Source organism: Arthrobacter sp. U41 (genome assembly GCF_007679325.1).
Lineage (GTDB): Bacteria > Actinomycetota > Actinomycetes > Actinomycetales > Micrococcaceae > Arthrobacter.
This window is the reverse complement of record NZ_VEGI01000004.1, coordinates 283345-305842: the sequence shown is the minus strand read 5'-3', so window position 1 is coordinate 305842 and position 22498 is coordinate 283345. Positions and strand designations below refer to the sequence as shown.

General features: G+C 67.9%; 25 protein-coding genes. 21 read left to right on the top strand and 4 right to left on the bottom strand.

The genetic code is table 11. The features are described from left to right. Positions 1-62 precede the first annotated feature (62 nt). The 7 genes from FS787_RS14255 to FS787_RS14225 all read left to right on the top strand — a co-directional run bounded on the left by FS787_RS14255 (position 63) and on the right by FS787_RS14225 (position 6920). Positions 63-836, top strand: coding sequence for an ATP-binding cassette domain-containing protein (locus tag FS787_RS14255; protein WP_186329202.1), 774 nt, complete (start codon positions 63-65; stop codon positions 834-836). Beyond that, positions 833-1624, top strand: a complete 792-nt coding sequence (locus tag FS787_RS14250; RefSeq protein WP_144673270.1) for an ABC transporter ATP-binding protein — start codon at positions 833-835, stop codon at positions 1622-1624. The genes FS787_RS14255 and FS787_RS14250 overlap by 4 nt, the downstream gene beginning before the upstream one ends. Before the next feature lie 220 nt (positions 1625-1844). After that, entirely contained in the window at positions 1845-3371 is a 1527-nt protein-coding gene (locus FS787_RS14245) for an ABC transporter substrate-binding protein (RefSeq protein WP_144673268.1), read from the top strand. Next, entirely contained in the window at positions 3368-5140 is a 1773-nt protein-coding gene (locus FS787_RS14240; RefSeq protein WP_260982564.1) for an ABC transporter permease subunit, read from the top strand. Before FS787_RS14245 ends, FS787_RS14240 begins: the two co-directional genes overlap by 4 nt. Positions 5141-5179: 39 nt before the next feature. Then, positions 5180-5671: a GyrI-like domain-containing protein gene (locus FS787_RS14235; protein ID WP_144673266.1), complete on the top strand. Its 492-nt coding sequence runs from the start codon at positions 5180-5182 to the stop codon at positions 5669-5671. Between the two features lie 142 nt (positions 5672-5813). Continuing rightward, the gene (locus FS787_RS14230; RefSeq protein WP_056741192.1) at positions 5814-6116 is read left to right on the top strand and encodes a DUF4193 domain-containing protein; all 303 of its coding nucleotides are present in this window, start codon (positions 5814-5816) and stop codon (positions 6114-6116) included. Between the two features lie 258 nt (positions 6117-6374). Then, positions 6375-6920 (top strand): hypothetical protein, encoded by a 546-nt coding sequence (locus tag FS787_RS14225; RefSeq protein WP_144673264.1) that lies wholly within the window; start codon positions 6375-6377, stop codon positions 6918-6920. Between the two features lie 41 nt (positions 6921-6961). Here FS787_RS14225 and FS787_RS14220 read toward each other — a convergent pair whose 3' ends face one another. Genes FS787_RS14220 through FS787_RS14205 form a run of 4 tightly spaced genes read right to left on the bottom strand, consistent with a single transcriptional unit; the run spans position 6962 to position 10199 of the window. Next, on the bottom strand, positions 6962-7369 hold the full coding sequence (locus FS787_RS14220; RefSeq protein WP_144673262.1) for a flagellar assembly protein FliW: 408 nt from the start codon (positions 7367-7369) through the stop codon (positions 6962-6964). Beyond that, entirely contained in the window at positions 7366-8289 is a 924-nt protein-coding gene (gene flgL / locus FS787_RS14215; RefSeq protein ID WP_144673260.1) for a flagellar hook-associated protein FlgL, read from the bottom strand. The genes FS787_RS14220 and flgL overlap by 4 nt, the downstream gene beginning before the upstream one ends. 4 nt (positions 8290-8293) lie before the next feature. Then, positions 8294-9706, bottom strand: a complete 1413-nt coding sequence (gene flgK / locus FS787_RS14210) for a flagellar hook-associated protein FlgK (protein ID WP_144673258.1) — start codon at positions 9704-9706, stop codon at positions 8294-8296. A 10-nt stretch (positions 9707-9716) separates the two neighbouring features. Continuing rightward, positions 9717-10199, bottom strand: a complete 483-nt coding sequence (locus tag FS787_RS14205; RefSeq protein WP_144673256.1) for a flagellar protein FlgN — start codon at positions 10197-10199, stop codon at positions 9717-9719. Positions 10200-10475: 276 nt separating this feature from the next. Here FS787_RS14205 and FS787_RS14200 point away from each other — a divergent pair, with 276 nt between their 5' ends. From FS787_RS14200 to FS787_RS14135, 14 genes are all read left to right on the top strand, one after another. Then, positions 10476-11306: a flagellin gene (locus FS787_RS14200; RefSeq protein ID WP_144673254.1), complete on the top strand. Its 831-nt coding sequence runs from the start codon at positions 10476-10478 to the stop codon at positions 11304-11306. A 188-nt stretch (positions 11307-11494) separates the two neighbouring features. Beyond that, positions 11495-12832: a flagellar filament capping protein FliD gene (fliD, locus tag FS787_RS14195; RefSeq protein WP_144673252.1), complete on the top strand. Its 1338-nt coding sequence runs from the start codon at positions 11495-11497 to the stop codon at positions 12830-12832. Then, positions 12829-13368 (top strand): flagellar export chaperone FliS, encoded by a 540-nt coding sequence (gene fliS, locus FS787_RS14190; protein ID WP_144673250.1) that lies wholly within the window; start codon positions 12829-12831, stop codon positions 13366-13368. Before fliD ends, fliS begins: the two co-directional genes overlap by 4 nt. Next, entirely contained in the window at positions 13361-13780 is a 420-nt protein-coding gene (locus FS787_RS14185) for a hypothetical protein (protein WP_222124075.1), read from the top strand. Before fliS ends, FS787_RS14185 begins: the two co-directional genes overlap by 8 nt. A gap of 176 nt (positions 13781-13956) precedes the next feature. After that, complete coding sequence (gene flgB / locus FS787_RS14180) at positions 13957-14298, top strand: flagellar basal body rod protein FlgB (protein ID WP_056424328.1); 342 nt, start codon at positions 13957-13959, stop codon at positions 14296-14298. Next, entirely contained in the window at positions 14298-14690 is a 393-nt protein-coding gene (locus FS787_RS14175) for a flagellar basal body rod protein FlgC (protein ID WP_144673246.1), read from the top strand. Before flgB ends, FS787_RS14175 begins: the two co-directional genes overlap by 1 nt. After that, positions 14690-14995 (top strand): flagellar hook-basal body complex protein FliE, encoded by a 306-nt coding sequence (gene fliE / locus FS787_RS14170; protein WP_144673244.1) that lies wholly within the window; start codon positions 14690-14692, stop codon positions 14993-14995. The genes FS787_RS14175 and fliE overlap by 1 nt, the downstream gene beginning before the upstream one ends. Beyond that, positions 14995-16602 (top strand): flagellar basal-body MS-ring/collar protein FliF, encoded by a 1608-nt coding sequence (gene fliF / locus FS787_RS14165; RefSeq protein WP_144673242.1) that lies wholly within the window; start codon positions 14995-14997, stop codon positions 16600-16602. The genes fliE and fliF overlap by 1 nt, the downstream gene beginning before the upstream one ends. After that, positions 16599-17615, top strand: coding sequence for a flagellar motor switch protein FliG (gene fliG, locus FS787_RS14160; RefSeq protein WP_144673240.1), 1017 nt, complete (start codon positions 16599-16601; stop codon positions 17613-17615). Before fliF ends, fliG begins: the two co-directional genes overlap by 4 nt. Next, positions 17605-18258, top strand: coding sequence for a FliH/SctL family protein (locus FS787_RS14155; protein WP_144673238.1), 654 nt, complete (start codon positions 17605-17607; stop codon positions 18256-18258). Before fliG ends, FS787_RS14155 begins: the two co-directional genes overlap by 11 nt. Further along, positions 18255-19583 carry a FliI/YscN family ATPase gene (locus FS787_RS14150; protein ID WP_144673236.1) on the top strand — a complete coding sequence of 443 codons (1329 nt, stop codon included), beginning with the start codon at positions 18255-18257 and terminating at the stop codon, positions 19581-19583. Before FS787_RS14155 ends, FS787_RS14150 begins: the two co-directional genes overlap by 4 nt. Then, positions 19580-20014 carry a flagellar FliJ family protein gene (locus tag FS787_RS14145; protein ID WP_144673234.1) on the top strand — a complete coding sequence of 145 codons (435 nt, stop codon included), beginning with the start codon at positions 19580-19582 and terminating at the stop codon, positions 20012-20014. The genes FS787_RS14150 and FS787_RS14145 overlap by 4 nt, the downstream gene beginning before the upstream one ends. Positions 20015-20016: 2 nt before the next feature. Then, complete coding sequence (locus FS787_RS14140) at positions 20017-20706, top strand: C40 family peptidase (RefSeq protein WP_260982570.1); 690 nt, start codon at positions 20017-20019, stop codon at positions 20704-20706. Beyond that, on the top strand, positions 20703-22490 hold the full coding sequence (locus FS787_RS14135) for a flagellar hook-length control protein FliK (protein ID WP_144673230.1): 1788 nt from the start codon (positions 20703-20705) through the stop codon (positions 22488-22490). Before FS787_RS14140 ends, FS787_RS14135 begins: the two co-directional genes overlap by 4 nt. Positions 22491-22498: the final 8 nt, after the last annotated feature.

Sequence of the window (22498 nt, the reverse complement as noted above, 5' to 3'; positions counted from 1 at the left end):
CATGCTCATCATCAGTTACCCTTCATGAGAATGAGAATCGTTAGCAAATAGGGCGGTGCGTGGTGAGTCTTAACCTCAAGAGCCTTGCGGTCAGCATCAATGACCGCCCGGTGGTGAAAGATGTGTCGCTGTCGCTTGACCCCGGTGAAGTCGTGGCATTGGTCGGGGCCTCCGGTTCGGGCAAATCGCTGACGGCTTCGGCCCTCACGGGTTCGCTCCCGGGAAGCGCGAGGGCCAGCGGCTACCTGGAGGTTCAGGGTCAGGGCGTCCTTCTGGCGACGAGGATCCGCCCGGGTGTTGCCGCTGTCCGCCAGGATTCTCTGACGGCTCTTCACCCGCTGGTGCGCATCGACCGTCAGCTCATCCCTGTCCTTCTGCGATCGGGAGCGGCTGCGATCCGGGCGGCGGCTGCGACCCGGGCGGCGTCGATGCTTGAGGAGGTCGGGTTCGCTGATCCTCGGAGTGTCCTGCGGAGCTTCCCGATGGAACTCTCCGGTGGTCAAAGGCAACGGGTGTGCATCGTCCAGGCCCTTGCCTGCCGTGCGGCTTTCCTGATCGCGGACGAGCCGACGACGGCGCTCGATGTTGTCTCCCAGCAGCTTGTCCTAGCGGCTTTGCGCAGGGCCGCGGAGGCCGGCGCCGGCATCCTGCTGATCACGCACGACGTCGCTGCGGCGGCTACCCTGTGCTCCCGGGCTGTCGTCATCGATAACGGGACGGTGCTTGACCATGGTTCTTTTTCGCACCTTGCCGGTAGTAGCGCTCATGTTGATGCCCGTGCGCTGATGGAATCGGCACGGCATTCAGTCGCGCGTGGAAGGACCGCGACCGCATGACCTCAACCCTTACCGCCCGGGAAATAAGTCTTTCCCTGACGCGGCCCGGGCGGGCGTTCCGCCGCAGGGTGTCCACGGAAATTCTCCATGGTGTATCACTGGACGTTTCCCCCGGCAGCAGCCTTGGACTTGTTGGCAGTTCCGGATCCGGAAAGTCGACACTTCTGCGTACACTGCTGGCCCTCGAGACGCCGGACTCGGGTTCGGTGACCCTGCACGGCCGGATCATCCGCCCCGGCTCGCTGAAGTCATTGCGCTGGTTCCGGCGAGAGGTGCAATACGTGCCCCAGGACCCCGCAAGCAGCCTCGATCCACGGTTGACGGTCGAACAGCTCCTGCGCGAACCTCTCGTCTGCCTCGGCGTCGACGGACAGCACGCCGCACGGATCCGCGATGCGCTCGGCCGGGTGGAGCTCCCCGCGGCCGCCTCCGGTAGACGGCCGTTCGAGCTGTCCGGTGGCCAGAACCAGCGTGTGGCGATCGCCCGCGCCCTGGTGGTTTCCCCTGCGATCCTCCTCGCGGACGAGCTTGTGAGCGGACTGGACCTGCCGTTGCGCAACCAGGTGCTGGACGTCCTGCAGATGCTGATCAGTGAGCAGGGCCTGGGAGTGCTGTTTGTTTCCCACGACCTTGACGCCATTGCTGCCCTCTGCGCCAGGACCGCAGTGCTCGCCGACGGCCGGATCGTGGAAGAAGGACCGACCGGGCAGATCCTGAACAACCCGCAGCACGCGATGACACGCGAGCTTAATGCCGCACGGCTGGCCCAGGGCGCCGTCGTCCGATGATTGATACCGCTCCTCCGAGAAACGACGGTCTTCTTGCCAGTTGTGGCGGCGTCGCCGTGTTGCTGGGCAACAGTCTGATCGGAGTGCTGCGCGACACCCTTGGAAGCGGCTCCGGATGGATGCTCCTTGTCCTCCTTGCCGCCGCCGCAGCAGCATTCCTTCCCCGGTTCCTCCCCGTCCCACTTCTTTTTCCCGACCCCCTCTCTCGACAGGATCAGTCATGACCTACCGCCGCACTCCCGCCCTATTCGCCGTCTCGACCATCAGCTGCCTCGCACTGACGGGTTGCTTCTCGTCCGCATCGTCCGCGTCGGGTCCAGCCACGGGCAGGGACAGCGATGATCGTGTGTCCATCGCGATGCTCCAGCCACCCCGCTCGGGCCTCACCCCGTTGAGCGATGACGCTTTCAAACTCTCACGCTGGTCCACGGCGGAAACACTCGTCGTCCTCGATGAGCTCGGTGAGGCGCAGCCGGCGCTGGCAACGGAATGGGAGCAGACGGCACCGACGGAATGGACGTTCACCATCCGCGACGGGGTCAGCTTCCACGACGGGACCCCGCTGACTGCCGAGGACGTGGCACGCTCGCTCGCCGCGGCCGCAAAAGCGTCCCCTACTCCGCGGATCCTCGACGGCGTCGACCTGACCGCCGCCGCCACTGAGGAGATGACGGTAACTGTGACGACCGCTGTGGCGGATCCTCTCGTGCCGCAGCGCATGTCCAGCCCCCAGCTTTCCATCCTGGCTGCCAGGGCGTATGAAGGTGACGCGGTCGACCCTGTGGGCACCGGGACCGGCCCGTTCGTTCTCACCGCCATCGATGGCACGTCAGGGGCGACCCTGAACCGAAACGAGGACTACTGGGGTGCCTCCGCTGCCGCCGCCGGAATCGACGTCCAGTTCGTGCCGGACGGCACCGCCCGCGCCGCGGCACTGCGTACCGGGACCGCCGACGTCGTCGAAGCTATCCCTGTCAGCCAGGTGGCGCAGATCGATGAGGACCTCGTGTTCGAAGTGCCGATGCCACGCACGAACACCCTGTACCTCAATACAGAATCAGGGCCGTTCAAAGACCCCGCCGTGCGTGCCGCCGCCCGCGAGGCCATTGACCGGGCCACGATCGTGTCCAACGTGTACGAGGGACGGGCGGACGCCGCTGAAGGGCTCCTCGGCCCCGCACTGCCTTGGGCGTCGGCGCTACGCGACGACGACTACCAGGCCATCCTCGCGGAGCGGGCCGAACCGGCAGCGATCAGTGGGGCGCGGATCAGTCTGGGTACCTTTACCGACCGCGCAGAACTTCCCGAGGTCGCCGTGCAGCTCGAGCAGCAGCTCGAGGCGGCGGGCTTCATCGTCGAGCAGGACGTGCGCGAGTACCAGTTCATCGAGGCTGACGCCCTCGATGGTGCGTTCGATGCGTTTATCCTGTCCCGGGCCACAGTGCTCGACTCCGGTGATCCGGTGGCCTACATGTACAGCGATTTCGCGTGTGAGGGATCCTTCAACATCTCGCAGTTCTGCGATCCGGTGGTGGATGAGGCATTGCGGAGGGCGGCGGCACTGCCGGCAGGGGCCGAACGGCGGGAAGCGATCATCGCGGCCGAAGCGGAGATCCTCTCCCGCGACGCAGCTATCCCGATGCTGCACGAGCGTGTCATCCAGGGCGAGACGGCAGGCGTGGAGGGCGCCGCCCGCGACCCACGCGAGCGGACCCTCGTCACTGGCGACACCCGCGTCAAGCAGTGACGCGTCTTCCTGCCAGCGCCCTTCTGGTAGGCCTGTCACGGGCAGGGGCACTGCTGGCCGTCGTCGTGGTGATCGGCATGCTGCCCTGGCTGTCCGGACAACGCCCCGAGTACACGGTCCTCCGGGCCCGCTACGCCGACTTGGAAGCAACACCGGAAGCGCTGGCGATGGTCCGCGCCGAACTCGGTCTTGACCGGGGCCCGGTCCTGGTCTTCGTCGACTGGTTCTCCGGGGTCCTCACGGCAGACTTCGGCCGGTCCTGGATCTCCACCTCCCCTGTCCTGCCCGGAACACTCGCTGCGCTGGGTGTATCGGTGACGCTCATGATCTGCGCCGCCGCGGTGGCGCTCGCGGTCGCCGGGCTGTTCGCCCTACCTTCGTTGCTACGCGCCTCCAGGGGTGAGCGCCGCCGCGGAGCAGGACTGCTCGCGACGACGGCGACTTCCCTGCCTGAGTTCCTTCTGGCGTCTTTGTTCCTCGTCATCGGCGCGGCCTGGCTCGGCTGGTTCCCGCCGTCGGGGTGGTTGGGCCTGCACTACGCTGTCCTGCCGTCGTTGGCTATGGGACTGCCGGCCGGCGGGCTGATGGGCAAGCTGCTCGCCGACGCCGTCAGCTCAGCCGGCGACGAACAATGGGTCTCGGCATGGCTGTCCGCCCGCTTCACCCGCGGACAGATCGCCGTCGGACTCCTGCGACGGGCGTTACCTACCGTCTCCAGCCAGGCAGCCCTCGTCATCGTCGGACTTACCGGCGGCGCAGTGACCGTCGAGCGGGTCTTCGCCATCCCGGGAATTGGCCGGGCAACCCTCGGTGCCGCCACCTCGCAGGACATCCCCGTGCTGCAGGCCGGCGTCCTTGCCCTGCTCGTCCTGGCGATCCTGGCCGGGACGCTCGCGGCACTGGTCCGCCGGGCACTCCTGGGGCCTGCCGGGCGCCTGGGCGTCGTTCCCGTCGCCGTCGTGCCTCCCGCGTTCCACCGGCGCGAGCTCGCAGTGCCCCTCGGCGCCGCGCTGCTCCTCGGATTGATCACTCTTGCCGGTGTTCTTCGTGATCCCTTCGCCTCAGCGCATCCCCGCCTCGCGCCGCCGGGCTGGACCCTGCCCTTCGGGGCTGATGCCAGCGGACGTGATCTGCTGGCACGCGTGGGACACGGCACCGTCTCCACCGTGGGCACAGCCCTCGCCGTCGTCCTCGTATCGTTGGTGATCGGCATTCTGATCGGCTCACTGCCGCGCTTGGGAACAGGTCCCCTCGAGGTGGCCAACGCGGCGCCGCCCGTGATCACCGGGATCATCGTCGCGGCGATCTCCGGTGCATCCATCGGGGGTGCCGCCCTGGCCGTGGCGCTCGTGAGCTGGGCGCCTTTGGCCGCACACACCTCGGCCCTGACCCAACAGGCACGGACCCTGCCGTTCGTCGCGGTCCTGCCGGTTCTCGGCGTGGGACGGGCACGCATCCTGGTACGGCACATCCTGCCGCACATCATCGGACCTCTTTTCCGGCACGCGATGCTCCGCCTTCCTGGGACGGCCCTGGCCCTGGCAGCGCTGGGATTCCTCGGCCTGGGCGCGAACCCGCCCAGCCCCGACTGGGGGCTGGTCCTCGCTGAGGGAATGGCGTACGTCGAACGCGCCCCGTGGACCGTTTTCGCTCCGGCATCGGCGCTGACCCTCGCATCGGTCCTGGCCGTCTCCGTCTCCGGGCTCAGCATCCCACCAAAAACCAAGCGCCGACGGAAGACCGTGAAGGACGTGTCTGCGGGACGTTAGGCCCTAGACCGCGGAAACCGTGGAGCGGAGTGTGGGCTCATGACCGAAGCGAGTCCGGAAAAGACGCCGGAGATCAAATCCACCCAACTCGAGGAGCAACCGACGGCGGTGCTGCGCGAAACCGTGCCGATGAACGCACTGAAGGAGTTCTTCGGCCGCGCCTACCAGGCCGTGATGGCCGCGGCCGAGCAGCAGCAGGTCCAACTGGCCGGACCGCCTTTCGCTCTGTACCACGGCATGCCCACCGACGTCGTGGACGTGGAGGCGGGCTTTCCGGTGGCGGCGCCGCTTCCGTGGCCTGGCGACCACGGGGGAGTGACGGCGGGATCCCTGCCCGCCGGACGCGCCATGGAAGCCATGCACGTGGGGCCGTACGAGAAACTCCCCGAAACGTACAAAGCCATCACGGGGAAGATGCAGGCCGCGGGACTGACCCCGGGGAACGTGATGTGGGAGTACTACCTCACCGACCCGGCCGCCGAACCCGATCCGGGGGCCTGGAAGACACTGGTTGTCTGGCCGGTGGCGTGAGGCGCGCAGGCCGCAGGGCCCGGCCCAGTGACGCAAAGTGTCGGTTTCGCCACACTATTCTTCGGCCGCGTGCATAATGTCCTAAACTGCTTCACTGAGGTGCCTGAAATGGCGCTGCGCAGCAACGAAAGTGAACCCCCACATGGCTACCGATTACGACGCACCACGCAAGACAGAAGAAGAGTCTCCCGCTGAGTCGCTGGAGGCCCTTCAGGCGTCCCGTGGCGGCGGCGCGCAGACCGCCGTCATCGACGTCGACGAGAACGACACGGCAGAAGGCATCGACCTTCCCGGTGCCGATCTCTCCGGCGAAGAACTGACGGTCATTGTTGTTCCCGAGCAGTCCGACGAATTCACCTGCTCCTCCTGCTTCCTGGTCCGTCACCGGTCCCAGGTGGCCAAGGAAAAGAACGGCTTGAAGTACTGCCGCGACTGCGAAGGCTAGGGGACCTTCCACCGCGCGGCACCACTTCACAGTGCCACCACTTCGCAGCAATGCACCACGAAGCGCCGGAACCCGCAAGGGGTCCGGCGCTTCGCCGTTCCACGGCGCTTCCCGACAGGAGGACGACGGCGGCGCAACCGTCCCGTGACCGGGCGCGGCGCAGCCTAACGGTTGGGCGCCGATGCCGGATTGCCCCTCGATTCGGCGCGGGAACGCTCCTATTCTGGTGTTATCTCAACTCTTGAGGGGGCAGCCCACATGAAGAAGTTCCGGGTGTGGTTTATCGCAATCATGCTGGCGGTTGCATCCGGGCTCGTGGCGCCCGCTCCCGCATCGGCGGCTCCCTATTGCGGCCTCGTATGGGGATCGCTGGTCAAGGCGAAACCCGCCATGAGCCAGGCCCAAGTGACGAACGTGCGAACCGGCCAGCACTACTGCTTCGACCGGCTGGTCATCGACCTCAACGGGCGCGTTGGCGGTTATACAGTCCGCTACGTTCCGCAGGTGACGCAGGACGGCTCCGGCTTGCCGGTCCCGCTACGGGGCCAGGCCTTCATCCAGGTCACAGTCAACGCGCCGGCGTATGACCAGAACGGCAAGTCCACGTACAACCCGGCAAACCCTAAGGAACTGACCAACGTCACGGGCTACCAGACGTTCCGGCAGGTGGCCTGGGCAGGCAGTTTCGAAGGGTATTCCAGCCTGGGCATCGGGGTCCGGGCCCGGCTGCCGTTCCGCGTGTTCGCCCTGGCGGGACCGGGGGCGGGCTCACGTCTGGTGATCGACGTCGCGCATTTCTGGTGAGAGTCGCGCAATTCTGGTGAGGCCTGGCACCGGCGGGATCGCTAGAGGGAGTTGAGGTCCGCCCGGAGCGGGTACTCCCGGCCGTCCATGACCAGCTGGGCGCAGCGGCGGGTTGCCGGGTTCAGCACGATCGGGGCCATGAGGTTCACCGTGGTGGCTTTGGGGGAGTGGTTGAGCACCACCAGCACCTGGAGTTCTTGGTCCTGCTCGAGTTCCAGGGACTGCACTGTGGCCGCCGGAACCGGCGGCGCGTAGCCCGGCACAAACACGGCGGCGTCGGCGAGGAACAACCGGACCGGGCTGGGAGACGCAGCCTCAAGTGCGTAGAGGCCGCCGGCGCCTTCGACGCTGCGCAGCGTGAAGTCGTTGACGTTCTCCAGCCCCGGCATGGGCGCAGTGAACGTCACGGGGGTGCTGGTGACGGGGACATCGGCCACAGGCGTGTTCACCGCAGGAAGTCCATCAGCGTGGGCTGCAGGACCCGCGCCGTGGCGGCCAGGGCCACCTGGTAGTTGGTCTCCTGGAGCTTCAGGTCCATGATGACGCTGCCCAGGTCTGCCTTTTCAATGCCGGTCCGCTGGGCGTCCAAGGTGGCCTCCAAATCTGTGTTGACGGTGCCGGCGCGTTCCAGCTGCGCCTGGCGTGTTCCTATCTCAGCACGTCCGTTGACGATGTTCTTAAACGATGCCTCAAGGGGAGCAAGCTGCGAGGTGATGTCCCCGCCGCTGCGGAGCTGCGCGGCGATATTGGCCACCGTGGCGAAGACGGAGCCGGCATCGCTGCCGAAGATCGCTTCGCCGTCGGCGTCGACCCGGACTGTCTGGGTGGCGCTGATGCGCCGTTCCACCGGGCTGATCCCGGTTCCCTGGAAAACGGGCGGTGTGCCGGGGTCGGCCGGGTTGGCGGGGTCCCGCGCGGTGCCCGGCGTGAAGGCAGCGTCGGCATCGGAATTACCGGCAAAGATGTTCCGGCCCAGGTGCTTGCTGTTGGCGACCGAGACAAGGTCCTTGTTCAGAGCCTCCAGCTCGAGGGCGATGGCATCCTTGCCGGACTGGTTCAGCGAGCCGTTGCCGGCCAGCACGGTGAGGTCCTTGATGCGGTGCATCACGTTGGTGGCCTGCTCGAGTGCGGAGTCAGCAGCGGTGAGCCACGTGTTGCCGTCGTCGATGTTCCGGCCGTACTGCGCGGTGGCTGCGAGCAAGGAACGGGTTTCAAGCGCCTTGGCCGTAGCGGCGGGATCGTCCGAGGGACGGGAGATTTTGTTGAGCGTGGTGGCCTTGTCCTGCAACTCGGACAGCCGGGACTGTTGGGTCTGCAGCGTCCGCAGGGCGTTCGCGCTCATGGTGAGGTTTGTAACGCGGTTCAGCATGTGGCTACCTTCCTACCAATCCGGTGCGGTTGATCAGGACGTCCAGGGCTTCGTCGACGGCGGTCATCACGCGGGCCGCGGCCTGGTAGGCGTGCTGGTTGGTGAGCAGGCTGACGTTTTCCTCGTCCAGGCTCACGGATGACTGCGAGGCCCGGCTGGTCCGGGCGGAAGCCTGGGCGGCATCGGTGAGTGACTCGTGCTGCTGGGCTCCGCGGGACTGCACCCCAATGTCCGTGACGATCCCAGCCCAGACTTTGTCCGGCGAATTCGCACCGGTGCCGAGCTGCGAGATCTGGTCCGCGATGCTGGTGTCCAGGGCGCCGCCCGTTGAAGCTTTGAGGGCGATGGTGGTGGTACTGGTGGGGCCGGCGATGCTTAGCGCGGCTGGTCCGGTGCCGGTGGTGAAGAAGTCGACGTTGGTTGCGCCCGTGCCGGTGACACCATCCCGATGCACGGAGTTGACCGCCGTGGCGAGTGCGGTCGCAAACCTGTTGTACGACTCGGCTGCCTCAGCGATGGGGCCCCCGGATCCTCCGGAAGCGGGTGCCAGCACGGACAGGGCACCGGCGAGTTCGCCGCCGTCGAGGGCTGCCGTGCCGCCGGGGTTGGTCCATTCGACGCGCGGGGCGTCGGTTGCGGCGTCAGCCATGGCCGTCGCGCCGGCCAGCTTGAGCGTCCGGACGGAGCCGCCGGTGACGAGGGCGTTACCGCCCACCAGGACGTCCACGGTGCCATCGGGCTGTTCACGGACGGTGCCGCCGGCGAGACCGGCGATCTGGTCCGTGAGTTTCGCCCGGGCGTCGATCAGCTCGTTGGCCGATCCGCCGGCCGCCAGCGTGGAACGGATGGTGGTGTTGTAGGACGCTACCTGCGCGGCCGCCGCGTTGACGGCGGTGACCGCGTCCTGTGCTTCACTGCGCACACTGCTCCACTGCGAGTCGAGGGCCGTGTACGCGGAGGAAATCTTGTCCGTCACTGAGTTAGCGGCCGTCAGGAGCAGGCCCTTGGGTCCGGACTCGGTGGGCTGGTTGGCGGCGCCCTGCCACGCGGACCAGAAACCCTGCAGCGCGTTCGAAATACCATTGTCGCCCGGTTCCTGCAGGATGCCTTCGATGCCCTGCAGCGCCGAGGAGCGGACGGTGGCGTAGCCGGCCTGCGCGCCCGCCGAGCGGACCCCGGCGTCGAGGAAGCTGCTGCCGAGCCGTGAGATGGCGTTTACTGACACACCCTGGCCGGGCTGGAGCGCTCCGCCGCTGAAGAGTCCACGGGCGGGCGCTGCCAGGGAAGACTGATCGACGCGCTGCCGGGTGTAGCCCTCGGTGGCGGCGTTGGCGATGTTCTGGCCCGCCACGTTCATGCCCTGCTGGGCTGCGGTCAGCCCGCGGTAGGCGGTGTTCAGGGCGCCGAAGGTGCTCATGGTGGCTTCCTTAGAATTGCTTGTCGAAGATGCGGGAGCCAGCGGTGTCCCCGGTCTTGCCGTGTGCGTCGTAGGTGCCCGCGGCGGGGCGCAGATCGGCCAGCGACTCCTGGGTGGAGCGGACGGCGGTGCGCAGGTACTGCTCGTTGGAGTCGCGCAGTTCCTTGATGAGGGCGGTCTGGCGGGTCAGTGCGCTCAGGTGCGCGGTGAGGATCTCGGCCCAGGCGCCTTCCGGAGCCGCCGCGGCCAGTTCCGCCAGGGACGCGTCCGTGGGGAGGCCCCAGACCTCGGCGACGACGGCGGCCTCGATGGTACGCGCCAGGCTCGCCTGCGCCAGGTGCCCCAGGACCTGTTCAACTTCCCGGGTGCCGTGGGGCAGCCAGCGGGACTTGCCCGACGTGAGCAGCAGTTGCTCTTCCTCCAGCTTGAAGGTGAGAACGTCCAGGAGTTCACGCTCCCGCCACAGCAGGGCTGAAAGTTCGTGGATGGCCATGGTCCGGACGGCTCCCTCAAAGGTGACTAAAGCGGTGGTGCCGGGCATGCAGTACAAGGAGTCGGCTGCAGCCTTCAGCAGGGTTCGTAGAAACTATCGGCAGGGGACCGGGATCCGTTAGCGGGAATAAGGCTGATTACAGGCGGAATAGCTACTTAAAAGGTTCGGAAAAGAATTTCGCCATTTTCCTTACGTGTGTATCGGAAAGGGCGATAACTACTTCTGAAGGCCCACGGATGGGCCATCGCTTACAGTCCCACTCACGGAGGAAACATCATGGGCTTCCAGATCAACAACAACCTTGCGGCAAACAACTCTTACCGCAACCTCAACGCCACCCAGAACGATCTCTCCAAGTCCTTGGAGAAGCTGTCCACAGGCCTGCGCATCAACCGTGCAGCGGATGACGCAGCCGGCCTGTCCATCTCCGAAGGCCTGAAGTCGCAGGTCACCGGTTCGGCCCAGGCCGCCCGCAACGCCCAGGACGGCATCTCGGTCATCCAGACCGCTGAAGGCGCCCTGACCGAGGTCCACTCCATCCTGCAGCGTGTTCGTGACCTGGCTGTCCAGGCGGGTAACGACTCGAACAATGCTGATGCTCGCACGGCAATCCAGACTGAAGTAACCGCGCTGGGCGATGAGCTTACGCGCATCGGTGACGCCACAAACTTCAACGGCATCAAGCTGCTCGACGGCTCCGCCAGCCTCACCTTCCACATTGGTGCCGGCGATGACGCGAATGAGAACCAGATCACCGTTGCCCTGACCGCGGCCGATATCTCGACGTTGGGTGCGGATGTGAAGGCGCTGGCCTTCGATTCCGCAACGAGCGCTTCTGCCAGCATCCTGGCGCTGGATGGGAACATCAAGGACATCTCGACTGAGCGCTCGAAGCTCGGTGCAGCCCAGAACCGCCTTGAGCACACCATCAAGTCGCTGAACGTTGCCGGCGAAAACCTGCAGGCCGCTCAGTCCCGCATCGCCGACGTCGACATGGCTCAGGAAATGGTCAAGTTCACCAAGGCCAACATCCTGTCCCAGGCCGGCACCGCAATGCTGGCCCAGGCAAACCAGTCCAGCCAGGGTGTTCTTTCGCTCCTGCGCTAAACCGGTTTCCGGTAGCTCGGTAGTCCAGAAGTAGGGCTACCACCCTGATCGGACGAAGACTTAATCCCGATCAAGACACTGCGGAAGGGCCGGACGATGAGAGCAATCCATCGTCCGGCCCTTACGCGCAACATCTGAAGTTCCGAACACCAAGCACCAGCAGTCATGTGCGGCAATGAAAGGCAGCGATGGGAATCTCACTCGACGGACTAGCCAGCGGGCTCGATACCACTGCCCTCATCAGCTCCGTGATGCAGGTGGAGGCCATCCCGCAGACGCTGCTGAAGTACAAGTCCCAGGACCTCCAGTCCATGGTGTCCGCGCTGCAGGGACTCAACAGCAAGGTGGCCGCGCTCGCTACCCAGGCCACCGCCGCCGCCAAGCCCGGTGCGCTGGACCTCAACACCGCCACCACGACCAGTGACAAGGTCACTGCCACCACCACGGCAGCCGCCAAAGCCGGGTCCATCGACTTCCAGGTCACCAAGCTGGCCCAGACGCAGGTCACCGTCACACCCAAAGTGAACGCTGTGGTCGGCTGGCCCTACACCACCATGACCATCAACAGCGGCGGCCAGGCCTTCACGATCGAGCCGCTCACAAGCAACCTCGACGACGTCGTGACCGCTGTCAATGCGGCCGGAGCAGGCGTCACTGCCAGCAAGGTGGCCGTCGGCGCCGGGGAATACCGCCTGCAGTTCACCGCCACGAAGTCCGGCGAAGCCGGCGCCTTCACTATCAGCGATCCCGGCACCACGTTCACCGAGGTCAAGGCCGCGCAGGACGCCGAGATCGTGCTTTGGCCGACGAGCACACTCGCTGATCAGCAACCCATCAAGTCCGCGACGAATACCTTCACCGATCTGCTGCCAGGTGTCTCAGTCACCGCCAAGGAAGTAAGCGCCGCTCCCGTCACGCTCACCGTGGCCCGCGACGACGCCGGCATCACCAAGCTCGCCTCCAGCCTCGTGGAAGGCGTCAACGGCATCTTCTCCTACGTGGCCAGCAAGTCTGCCGTCACCAGCACCACCAACACGAGCGGCACCTCGACCACGGCCGGCATCTTCGCCGGCGACAGTGCGGTGCGCTCCGTGAACCAGAACATCCTCTCTGCCGCATCCCTGCCGGTGGGCACGCCGCCGCGGTCGCCGTCGGAAATCGGCATCAGCATCACCAAGACCGGCACCATGGAGTTTGACGAGAAGAAGTTCTCGGCAGCCCTCGCCGCGGACCCGGCAGGAACCGCCGCCAAGGTCCAGGAGATCGCCACGCGTGTGGCCGCGGCCGCGACCACCGCCTCGGACAAGTACGACGGCACGCTCACCAAGAAAATCACCGGCCAGCAATCCGAAGTCCGTGACCTGGCCGACCGGATCAGCGACTGGGACACCCGGCTCGAATCCCGCAAGGCCACACTGCAGCGCACCTACTCCGGTTTGGAAGTGGCCCTCAGCAACATGCAGGCGCAGCAGTCCTGGCTCACCGCCCAGCTGGGCGGCCTTTCTTCAGGAAGTAACTCAGCATGACCACCATGTCCTACGGCAATGGCTTCGGCAGTGCCGCCCAGCGGAACCAGTACCTCGCCGACTCCGTCCTCTCGGCGCCGCCGGCACGCCTCCTCACCATGCTCTACGACCGGCTCCTGCTGGACCTGGGCCGGGCCGAGACCGCGCAGCAGTCGGCCAACTGGCCGGTCGCGTCGGAGAACCTCCTCCACGGCCAGGCCATCATCGCCGAGCTGATCTCCTCGCTCAAGACGGACGCCTGGGACGGCGCCGACGGTCTCCTGGGCCTCTACAACTACGCCTTCACCGCCCTGGTCAACGCAAACATCCAGCGCGATCCGGCACTGACCCGCGAAGCCATCGAGCTTTTGGAGCCTTTGAGCCAGGCCTGGCATGAGGCTGCCGCCGCGGCTCCCGCGCCGTCGGCGGCCCCCGCAGCCACGGCAGCGGCCGGCTACGGACCCGCCGCAGCTTTCCCCGCCGCCACAGGGTTCTCCGCCGCCGGCGCCTGGAACACCCAGCCCGGAACAGGTGGCGGGAGTCTCGGTTTTGGGTAACCAGACGGATGTGGAGACCGGCTTAGGGGGAGCCGGCACCCAGCACTCCGAATCAACCCCGATGCCGCACACGGACACCGCCCTGGCGGCCTGGAATGCCATCCTGGATGTGCTGGAGATGGCCGTGGGCGCTGCCGAGCGCACCCTGAAAGACCCGCTGGGCCCGCTCTCCGTCGCGCCCCAAACAGGGGTGGAGCCCCTGCCCGAGAAGCGCTGGCAGCCGCCCGCGCCCCCGGGACCCCTTCCCGCCGGAGCCCGCCGCCGCGCGCTCGCGTTGTCCGCCGCGCAGGAGCGCGTCGCCAGGAAGCTCGAAGAAGCCCGGATGGACGTCGCCCGGCAGTTGCACGCGGTCTCTTCCGTTCCCGGCGTCGGGGATCCTTCCGGAGCCGTCTACCTCGACGTCAACGGCTGACCGCCCGGCAGGATGCCCGGCGAACGCCGGTAAAACACGCGGCGGAAAAACCTGCACAAAACCTTTCATATTTTCTGCTAACGCGCGGCTGACCAGTGCCGATAACCACTGATAGAGCACGGATCGCTCGTTTAACGGCCACGGATCGGCCACCCCACCATCCCAGGCAGGACTCTGTGCTCGAATCCGTGACTTCCGCCGCCTTGGCCAGCGCCATGGACGGCCTGGCGCTGCGCCAGCGCGCCATCGCGAACAACATCGCGAACGTCAACACGCCGAATTACCACGCTAAGCGTGTCAGTTTCGAGGCGGCCCTCGCGGACTCTGTCCGGTCCGGTGACGGCAGCGTGGGCGCCACCACGGGCACCTCGCTGGAGCCCACCGGGTTGAACGGCAACAACGTCAACCTGGACACCGAGACCCTGTCCAACATCGACACTGTGCTGCGCTTCCAGTTCGCCGCCCGGGCCATCGGCGGGGAATTCAATGCAGTCCGCGCCGCGATGAGGACCAACTAATGACGTTCGACGCAATCGGCATCGCCGGCTCGGCCCTGACCGTGCACCGCAAATGGCTCGACTCCGTTTCGGACAACCTTGCCAACATGAACAACGCCTCCCGCACCAACGGACCGGCGTTCCAGGCCAAGTACGTCGAGGCCGCAGAGGGCGCGGAAGGCTCCGGCGTCTACGTCAAGAGCACCCAGCTCGGCAACGGCGAGGGCCGGATCGTTCACCAGCCGGACCACCCCTTGGCGGACGCCGACGGCAACGTGAAGTACCCGGACATTGACATGGCCGAACAGATGGGCGCCCTCATCATCGCCCAGCGCGGCTACCAGGCAAACGCGCAGGTTGTGGACCGCGCCCGTGAAAGCTACCTGGCCGCCCTTGAGATTGGAAGATCCTGATGCCTGTTTCCCCGATCGCCCCCGTCCAGGGCGTTGTGCCCACCGACTATCTGTCCGGGGCGGGCGCCGCTACCGGCACTGACGGCTCCGCCTTCGGCGCGTCCCTCACCGGTGCGGTGGACAACCTCCAGCAGCTGCAGTCGGCGTCGAAAGAGCTCGCCGTCTCCGCTGTCACCGGCAACCTGGACGACATCCACAACGCCACCCTCGCGGCCAGCCGCGCGCAGATCACCCTTGAACTCGTGGCCACCATGCGCAACAAGGGCGTTGACGCCTTCAACGAGATTATGAGGATGCAGGCCTGATGCCTCCGCAGATTACCGTCTTCTTCCAGCGCTTCGGCGCCGGTCTCAAGGGCTTCACCGCCGGTCAGCGCACGATCGCCGCCATCGGCGCCGCGCTGCTGGTAGTGGGCATCATCGCGCTCTCGGCCTGGCTGTCCAAGCCTGCCCTGACGCCCCTGTTCTCCGGACTCAAGGACACCGACGCCAACGGCATCGTGGAGCAGCTGCGCGCGGACAATGTGCCGTATGAGCTCAGCGACGGCGGCTCCACCATCCTGGTGCCGCAGGACAGGGTCTACGACGAGCGCCTCAAGGCCGCCGCCGCCGGCTTGCCCACCGCGGCCGCCACCGGCTACTCCCTGCTGGACAAAATGGGAGTCACCTCGTCCGAGTTCCAGCAGTCCGTCACCTACAAGCGGGCCCTCGAAGGGGAACTCGCCAGCACCATTTCCGCGATGGACGGCGTGCAGACCGCCGCGGTCCGCCTCGCGATTCCGGAAAAGACCGTCTTCGTGTCCAAGACCCCGGACACTACCGCTTCCGTCTTCGTGGAGACGGCCCCCGGCTCCACCCTCTCCGGCGACAAAGTCCAGGCGATCGTGCACCTGACGTCGGCCGCCATCGAAAACCTCAAGCCCGCCAACGTCTCAGTTGTGGACTCGCAGGGCAATGTGCTGTCTTCCGTGGGCGGCGCCGCGGCGGGATCCGCGTCCAAGCAGGCCGCCGACTACCAGCAGCGCACCTCCGACGCCGTCAAGGCCGTGATGGACCGCGTCGTCGGCCCCGGCAACTCCACCGTGGCGGTGGCCGCGGACATCACAGGCGAATCCGCCCAGCAGAAAAGCGAAACCTTCACCAACGCCGAGGGCGCCCTGCCGCTCAGTGAGTCCACCAAAACCGAGAAGTACACCGGTACAGGAGGAGGTGCCGCGGGAGTCCTCGGCCCGGACAACATCGCCGTTCCCGGCGACACTGGCGGAAACGGCAGCTTCGACTCCTCCACCGAGACCAAGAACAACGCCGTCAACAAGATCACCGAGGACCGTGTGATCCCGGCCGGCGCCGTGAAACGGCAGACCATCTCCGTGGCCGTCGACCAGGCCGCCGCCGGCGGACTTAACGTCGCCTCGCTGACCTCGCTCGTCACCGCCGCCGCCGGAGTCGACGCCGCCCGCGGCGACGTCGTGACCGTCGAAGTGGTGCCGTTCAGCACCGCCGCGGCGGACCAGGCTGCCGCCTCCCTCGAAGCGGCCAAGGCCGAACTCGAAGCCCAGAAGCAGTCAGCGTTCTTCAGCACCCTCATCACGGCCGGCAGCATCCTGCTGGGACTGCTCATTCTGGCCCTCGTCATCGCCATCGTCCTGCGCCGCCGGCAGAAGCGCGAGCCGGTGGACCTCGGCGAACGCCTCGACCTGGAGATGATGCCGGTTATGCCCACCGTCACGGCGCTGCCCCCGGCACCCGCGACGTCGGCGATCCCGCTCACCGCGCTTCCCCCGATTGTGCCGCCGCCGGCCCAGGTGGAGGCCGAGCGCCGCCGCTTCGAGATCGACAGCATGGTGGCCTCCAATCCGGAGAAAGCGGCCGACTACCTGCGCGGCCTTATGGACGACAGGCAGCCGGTATGAAACTAGCCGATTCGACCCTCACCGGAACCCAACGTGCCGCCGTCGTTCTCATGCAGATGAGCCCGGACAACGCCGCCAAGGTGATGGCCCAGTTCAACGACGCCGAGGCCGAGGACATCGCCGCGGAAATCGTCCGCCTGCGGAAGGTGGATCCGGAAGTCGCCGAACAGATCATGAAGGACTTCCACGAAGCCGCGATGTCCAGCCCGCGGCAGGCCCGTGGCGGCCGCGAGCTGGCCGAGGGCCTCCTGGAGGCATCTTTCGGCTCGGAAAAGGCGGCCGGGCTGCTCAACCGGCTCACGGTCAACATGGCCGGCAAATCCTTTGAGTTCCTCGAGGACATTGAACCGGTCCAGATCCTGGCCCTGATCGACGGCGAACTGCCGCAGACCATCGCCCTGGTCCTGGCGCACCTGAGCCCCCGCAAGGCCTCGGCCGTGATGTCCGGGCTGCCCGGCTCGCTGCGGGCCGACGTCGCCCTGAGCATCGCGACCATGGGTTCGGGCGCGCCCGAGGCCATCGGGATTGTGGCCGACACCCTCAAACTGCGCGGCGGCGCGGCCGTCTCGCAGCAGGCGTCCAAGGTGGTGGGCGGCATCCAGCCGCTGCTGGAAATCATCAACCGGACCGACGCCGGCACGGAACGTTCCGTGCTGGACGGCCTGGACCTGCTGGATCCGGACCTCGCCGTGGAAATCCGCGCCCAGATGGTCACCTTCGATGACATCGTGAAGCTGGAACGCCGCGACGTGCAGCTGGTCCTCCGCGGCCTGGACGCGTCCGTGCTGGCCGTGGCCATGAAGGGCGCCTCGGAGCCGGTCCTGGAGACCATTACCACCAACGTTTCCGGCCGCAACCTCGAAATCCTCGAATCCGAGATCGCCGCCCTGGGCCCGCTGCGGGCTTCGCAGATCGAAGAAGCCCGTGCCGCCGTGGTGCGGTCCATCCGCGAGCTCGAAGCCGACGGCCAGATCACCATCCAGCGCGGGGACGAAGAGGACTATGTTTACTGACGGGGCCGCCACGGACAGCGCCCCGGCACGCATCGTCTTCCCCTCGCTCCGCGCGAGCGGACCCTCCAGCGAACAGGCCGGCTACACCGAAGGCCACGCCGCCGGCTATGCGGCCGGTGTCCGGGCCGCCGCCAAGGAACAGCGCCGCTGGCGCGACCGCATGTCCGCCGAGCAGGCCGCCTCGCTGGCCGCCGGGCAGCAGGACCTAGACCGGGCCGTCCGGGCCCTGGCCGTGGCGCGCACGGACTTCTCACACCGGAACGTCCAGGCACTGCACGACGCCGAGGAGGTCCTGGCCCGCACCGCGCTGGAACTCGCTGAGGCCATCCTGGGCTACGAACTGGCCGAGGGCAGCAGGACGGCCCGCGCCGCCCTGGACCGCGCCCTGTCCGGAAACGACGCTGCCACGGTACTGGCCATCCGGCTGAACCCGGCCGACATCGAGGTCCTCGCCAAGGAAGGCCAGGACCTGCCCGCTGGCCTGCCGCTGCTCGCTGACCCGTCGCTTAACCGCGGTGACGCCAAGGTGGAATATCAGCAGGGCTGGCTGGACGCGAGCCTCGGCAGCGCCCTGGCACGCGCCCGCGCAGCGCTTTTGGGCGACCAGGCCTGGGACCAGAATTTGCCGGGGGACCAGCGATGATCGCCGACTGGCGTCCCAAGGGACCCGACTACGCCGCGGCCCTGCGCGCCGCCGCCCCGCAACGCGTCGGCGTGGTGACCTCGGTCATGGGCCTTGGCCTTGAAGTGTCCGGACTGGACTGCGCCCTGGGCGATCTGGTGACCGTCGGCTCCAACCCGGGACTGGATGCCGAGGTGGTGGCTGCCCTGGACAGCTCCGTGCGCTGCATGCCGCTGGGCCGGCTGGCCGGCGTCGCTGCGGGCGATCCCGTCCGGGCCAAGGGCGGCACCGTCCTGGTCCCCACCGGAGCGGGGCTCTTCGGCCGCGTCATTGACGGCCTCGGCCGGCCCATCGACGGCAAGGGACCGCTCTCCAGCGGACCCCGCGTGCCGATCGACAACGAAGCCCCGAACGCCATGAAACGCGCCCGCATCAACACACCCCTGCAGACCGGCGTCCGGGTCCTGGACACCATGACCACCCTCGGCAAGGGCCAGCGCATGGGACTCTTCGCCGGTTCCGGCGTCGGAAAGTCCTCCCTGCTCTCCATGATCGCCCGCGGCACGGACGCGGAGGTTTCCGTGATCGCCCTCGTGGGGGAGCGCGGCCGTGAAGTCCGCGAGTTCCTCGAGGACGACCTCGGCCCGGCCGGGCTGGCCCGCTCCGTGGTCGTGGTCGCCACCTCGGACGAACCTGCCCTGATGCGCATGCGCGCCGCGTTCACCGCGACCCGGATCGCCGAGTCCTTCCGGGACAACGGCCAGGACGTGGTCCTGATGATGGATTCCCTCACCCGGGTAGCGATGGCGCAGCGGGAGATCGGCCTGTCCGCCGGCGAGCCCCCCGCGACCCGCGGCTATCCGCCGTCGACCTTTTCCATCCTGGCCCGGCTGCTGGAACGCGCCGGCACCGCCGAGACCGGCTCCGTCACGGGCATCTACACCGTGCTGGTGGACGGCGACGACCACAACGAACCGATCGCCGACGCAGCCCGCTCCATCCTGGACGGCCACGTGGTCCTGGACCGGAAGCTTGCCGTCACCGGGCACTTCCCCTCCGTGGACGTGCTCGGCTCGGTCTCCCGCGTCGCCACCAAGGTCAACGCCCGCCCGCACCTTGACGCGGCGGCGACCCTGCGGCGCGTCCTCGCGGCCCGCAAGGCCGCGCAGGACCTGATCGACGTCGGCGCCTACCAGGCGGGCACCAACCCGCTGGTGGACGCGGCCCTGAACCACGAGCAGGACATCAGCACCTTCCTGCAGCAGCCGATGGACGAATCCACCGCCCACCCCGAGTCCTGGCAACGGCTCACCCACCTCACCTCGATCCTGGGAGCAGCAGCATGAACCGCCAATTCCCCCTGGCAGGGCTCCTGCGCCTCCGCCAGCTCCAGCAAGACCAGGCTGCCACCGGGCTGGCCGGCGCACGCTCGCGCTCCAGCTCCGTGCGGGCCCGCGAAGCCGCGGCACGCCGTGATCTCGCCGAGGGGGATGCGCCCATTTCGAGCTCCGCCTCCCTGCGGGCAGTGGCCGCGGCGCGGTCCTCGTCCCACAGCATGCTCGCGGACCTGCAGAACCTCTCCAGGATCGCGGAGACCGAGGAGGCCACGGCGCGCCAGGAGTTCATCGCCGCCCGCACCCGGTCCGTTGGCTTGGAGAAGCTGCAGGCCCGCCACGACGCCGAGGTGCTCACTGCGGACCTGCGCGCCGAACAGTCGGCCCTGGACGAGATCGCTTCCACTGTCTGGCACCGCGAAGAGCAGGAGGTCAGGTCGTGAGTATGACCGAGGCCATTGGCCGGATGCAGGGCATCCAATCGATGATCGCTGAATTGTCACGCCCCGCAGGCTCGGAGGCCAACGCCTCCGCGCTGAAGTCGGCGGCGTCGACGTCGCTCGCCACCGGGACCGGAAACGGCGACGCCGGGTCCTTCACCGAGGCGCTGACCGCGGCCCTGGGTGGAACCAGCGCGACCAGCGGCCCCAGCGGGACCGACCTGTCCTCCCTCGCCAACAGCCTGGGCCTCGGCGGCACCGCCCCGATCGGTGCCCTGAAAGGCATCACGCCGCCGGCCACCGTTCCGGCATCCGGCGCCGCGACGGGCAACGACGTGGTGGCCGTGGCCAAGAAGTACATCGGCGTCCCCTACGTCTGGGGCGGAACCAACCCGGCCACCGGGATGGACTGCTCCGGCTTCACCCAGCGGGTCTTCAAGGACCTCGGCATTGAGATTCCCCGCGTGGTCAGTGACCAGATGCGCCAGGGTACTCCGGTGGCGTCCCTGGCCGAGGCAAAGCCCGGGGACCTGCTGGTCAGCTTCGGCGGGGACCACATCTCCATCTACCTGGGCAACGGCAAGGCCATCGACGCGCCGGTCCCCGGCAAAACCATCCAGATCCGCGATGCCTGGGAACAGCACTCCAACCTGACCTCCATCCGGCGCATCGTCCCGGCCGGGGCGGCGTCATGAAAGGCATGGATCTGGCTTCCGCGCTGGCCGCGCCGGTCCAGGGCCGCGCCCAGGAGGGCGCACGCTCGTCTTCCGACGGGAGCCCGAACACCACGGCGTTCGCGGCAATGCTCCAAGACGTTCAGGGTACGGCTGACGCCGCACAGGAACCCACCGCCGATGCCGGCAGTGCCGTGACCGACGGCGCCCAGATCAACACGCCGGCCGCCGCCGGTGCCGGGGGGCATGTCCAGCAGCCCGGCGGGGGAGCCGACGGCGGACCGGCCCCGGCGCAGGATCCGTCCGCCGTGACCACCGCCGCCGCCGACGCTGCTAACTCGGCGCCGCTCGCGGGCGCCCCCTACCTGGCAGCTGTCGGTCAACTGCCCGCCGCGGGCAGGGCCGGTCTGCCGCATGCCCTGCCGACTGTTCCCGGTGATACTTCCGTTCCCGGGGCTCCGGCGACCGGCAGCCGGGAGCACTCGCGGACGCTCGCCGCCGAGCCCGTGACGGCGACGCCGGCGCCGAAGTCCGGACTCGATCCCCGGTTTGCTTCCGTGGCGGGACAGCAGGCTGGAACCGTTCAGCCTGCAACTTCTCAGCCCGGGACCGTTCAGCCCGGAACCGTAGCACCCGGAACCGGGCAGACGGCAATGGCTGCTGCCGATGAGCTGGCCGGAGTACGCCCCGGCCAGCCACTTCCCGCTGCGGGTGGATCCGCTGCAGCTTCCGGCATGGGTGCCGTCGCTGGCGCAGGTGCCGCCGCCGGAGTGCCGGACGGCAGGACGGCAAGAGCTGCCATCCCGGCGCAGCAACCCGCCGGCACGCAGAACCGTTCTTCGGCTCCTTCCCATGCCCCAACGGCAGCGCCCGCGACACCTGCTCCGGTTCCGGGCACCACCGGCGCAGTCCGGGAGCCCTGGCCGGCGCAAACCGTTGCCCCCGCAGCTGCGGCACCTGCGGCAACTGCGGCCATCCCGGCCGGCACAACGGCCGCCACACCAGCGGCACCTGCGGGAACAGCAGCACCAGCGTCACCTGCCCCCGCCTCGGCACCGCCGACCGCCGTCGCGGCCACCGGCGCGGCCGCCAGCACCGCCGCATCTTTCCCGGGCGCCGGCCTCCCGGGCACTGCGCTCGCCGAGGGCGGCACGTCCGGCACCCGCACAGAAACCACCCCGGCAGCCGCTCCCGCCGCAGCATCGGCTGCTGCACCCGCGGCGGCTCCCGCCGACGCGCTCGCGGCAGCCGGAACCGCTGCCGCAGCACCGGTGAACCAGCCGACGTCGTCAGCCGCTGCCGCTCCACAACCTGCGGTTCCGGCCGCGCCCCAGCCGGGAGCGACGCTCCAGCCGCAGCTGGCGAAGCCGCTCTTCACCCTCGCCGGGGCGCCGCAGGGACAGCACATCATGACGCTGCAGGTGACCCCGGAGGACCTTGGCCCGATGACGGTCCGGGCGCAGATCGACGCCGCCGGGGTGCGAATCGAGCTCTTCGCCCCGGGCGACGCCGGGCGTGAGGCCATCCGCGGGATCCTGCCGGAACTCCGCAAGGAACTTGCTGATGCCGGATTCGGGGCAAGCCTGGACGTCTCCGAGCACAGCGGGCCGGGCAGCGCCGCACGGGACGGTACCGGCCAGGACTCCGGCACGGACGGGCGGAACTCCGGCTCCGCACCGGGTAACCGCAACGGCCCGGGCGATCAGCGCCCAGGCCACCGCTGGGACGCCCTGGCCGATGGCGCGGCACTGCGCAACGCCAGGATCCTGAACGGCCCCCAAACAACCCTCGACATTCTTGTCTGACACGAAGG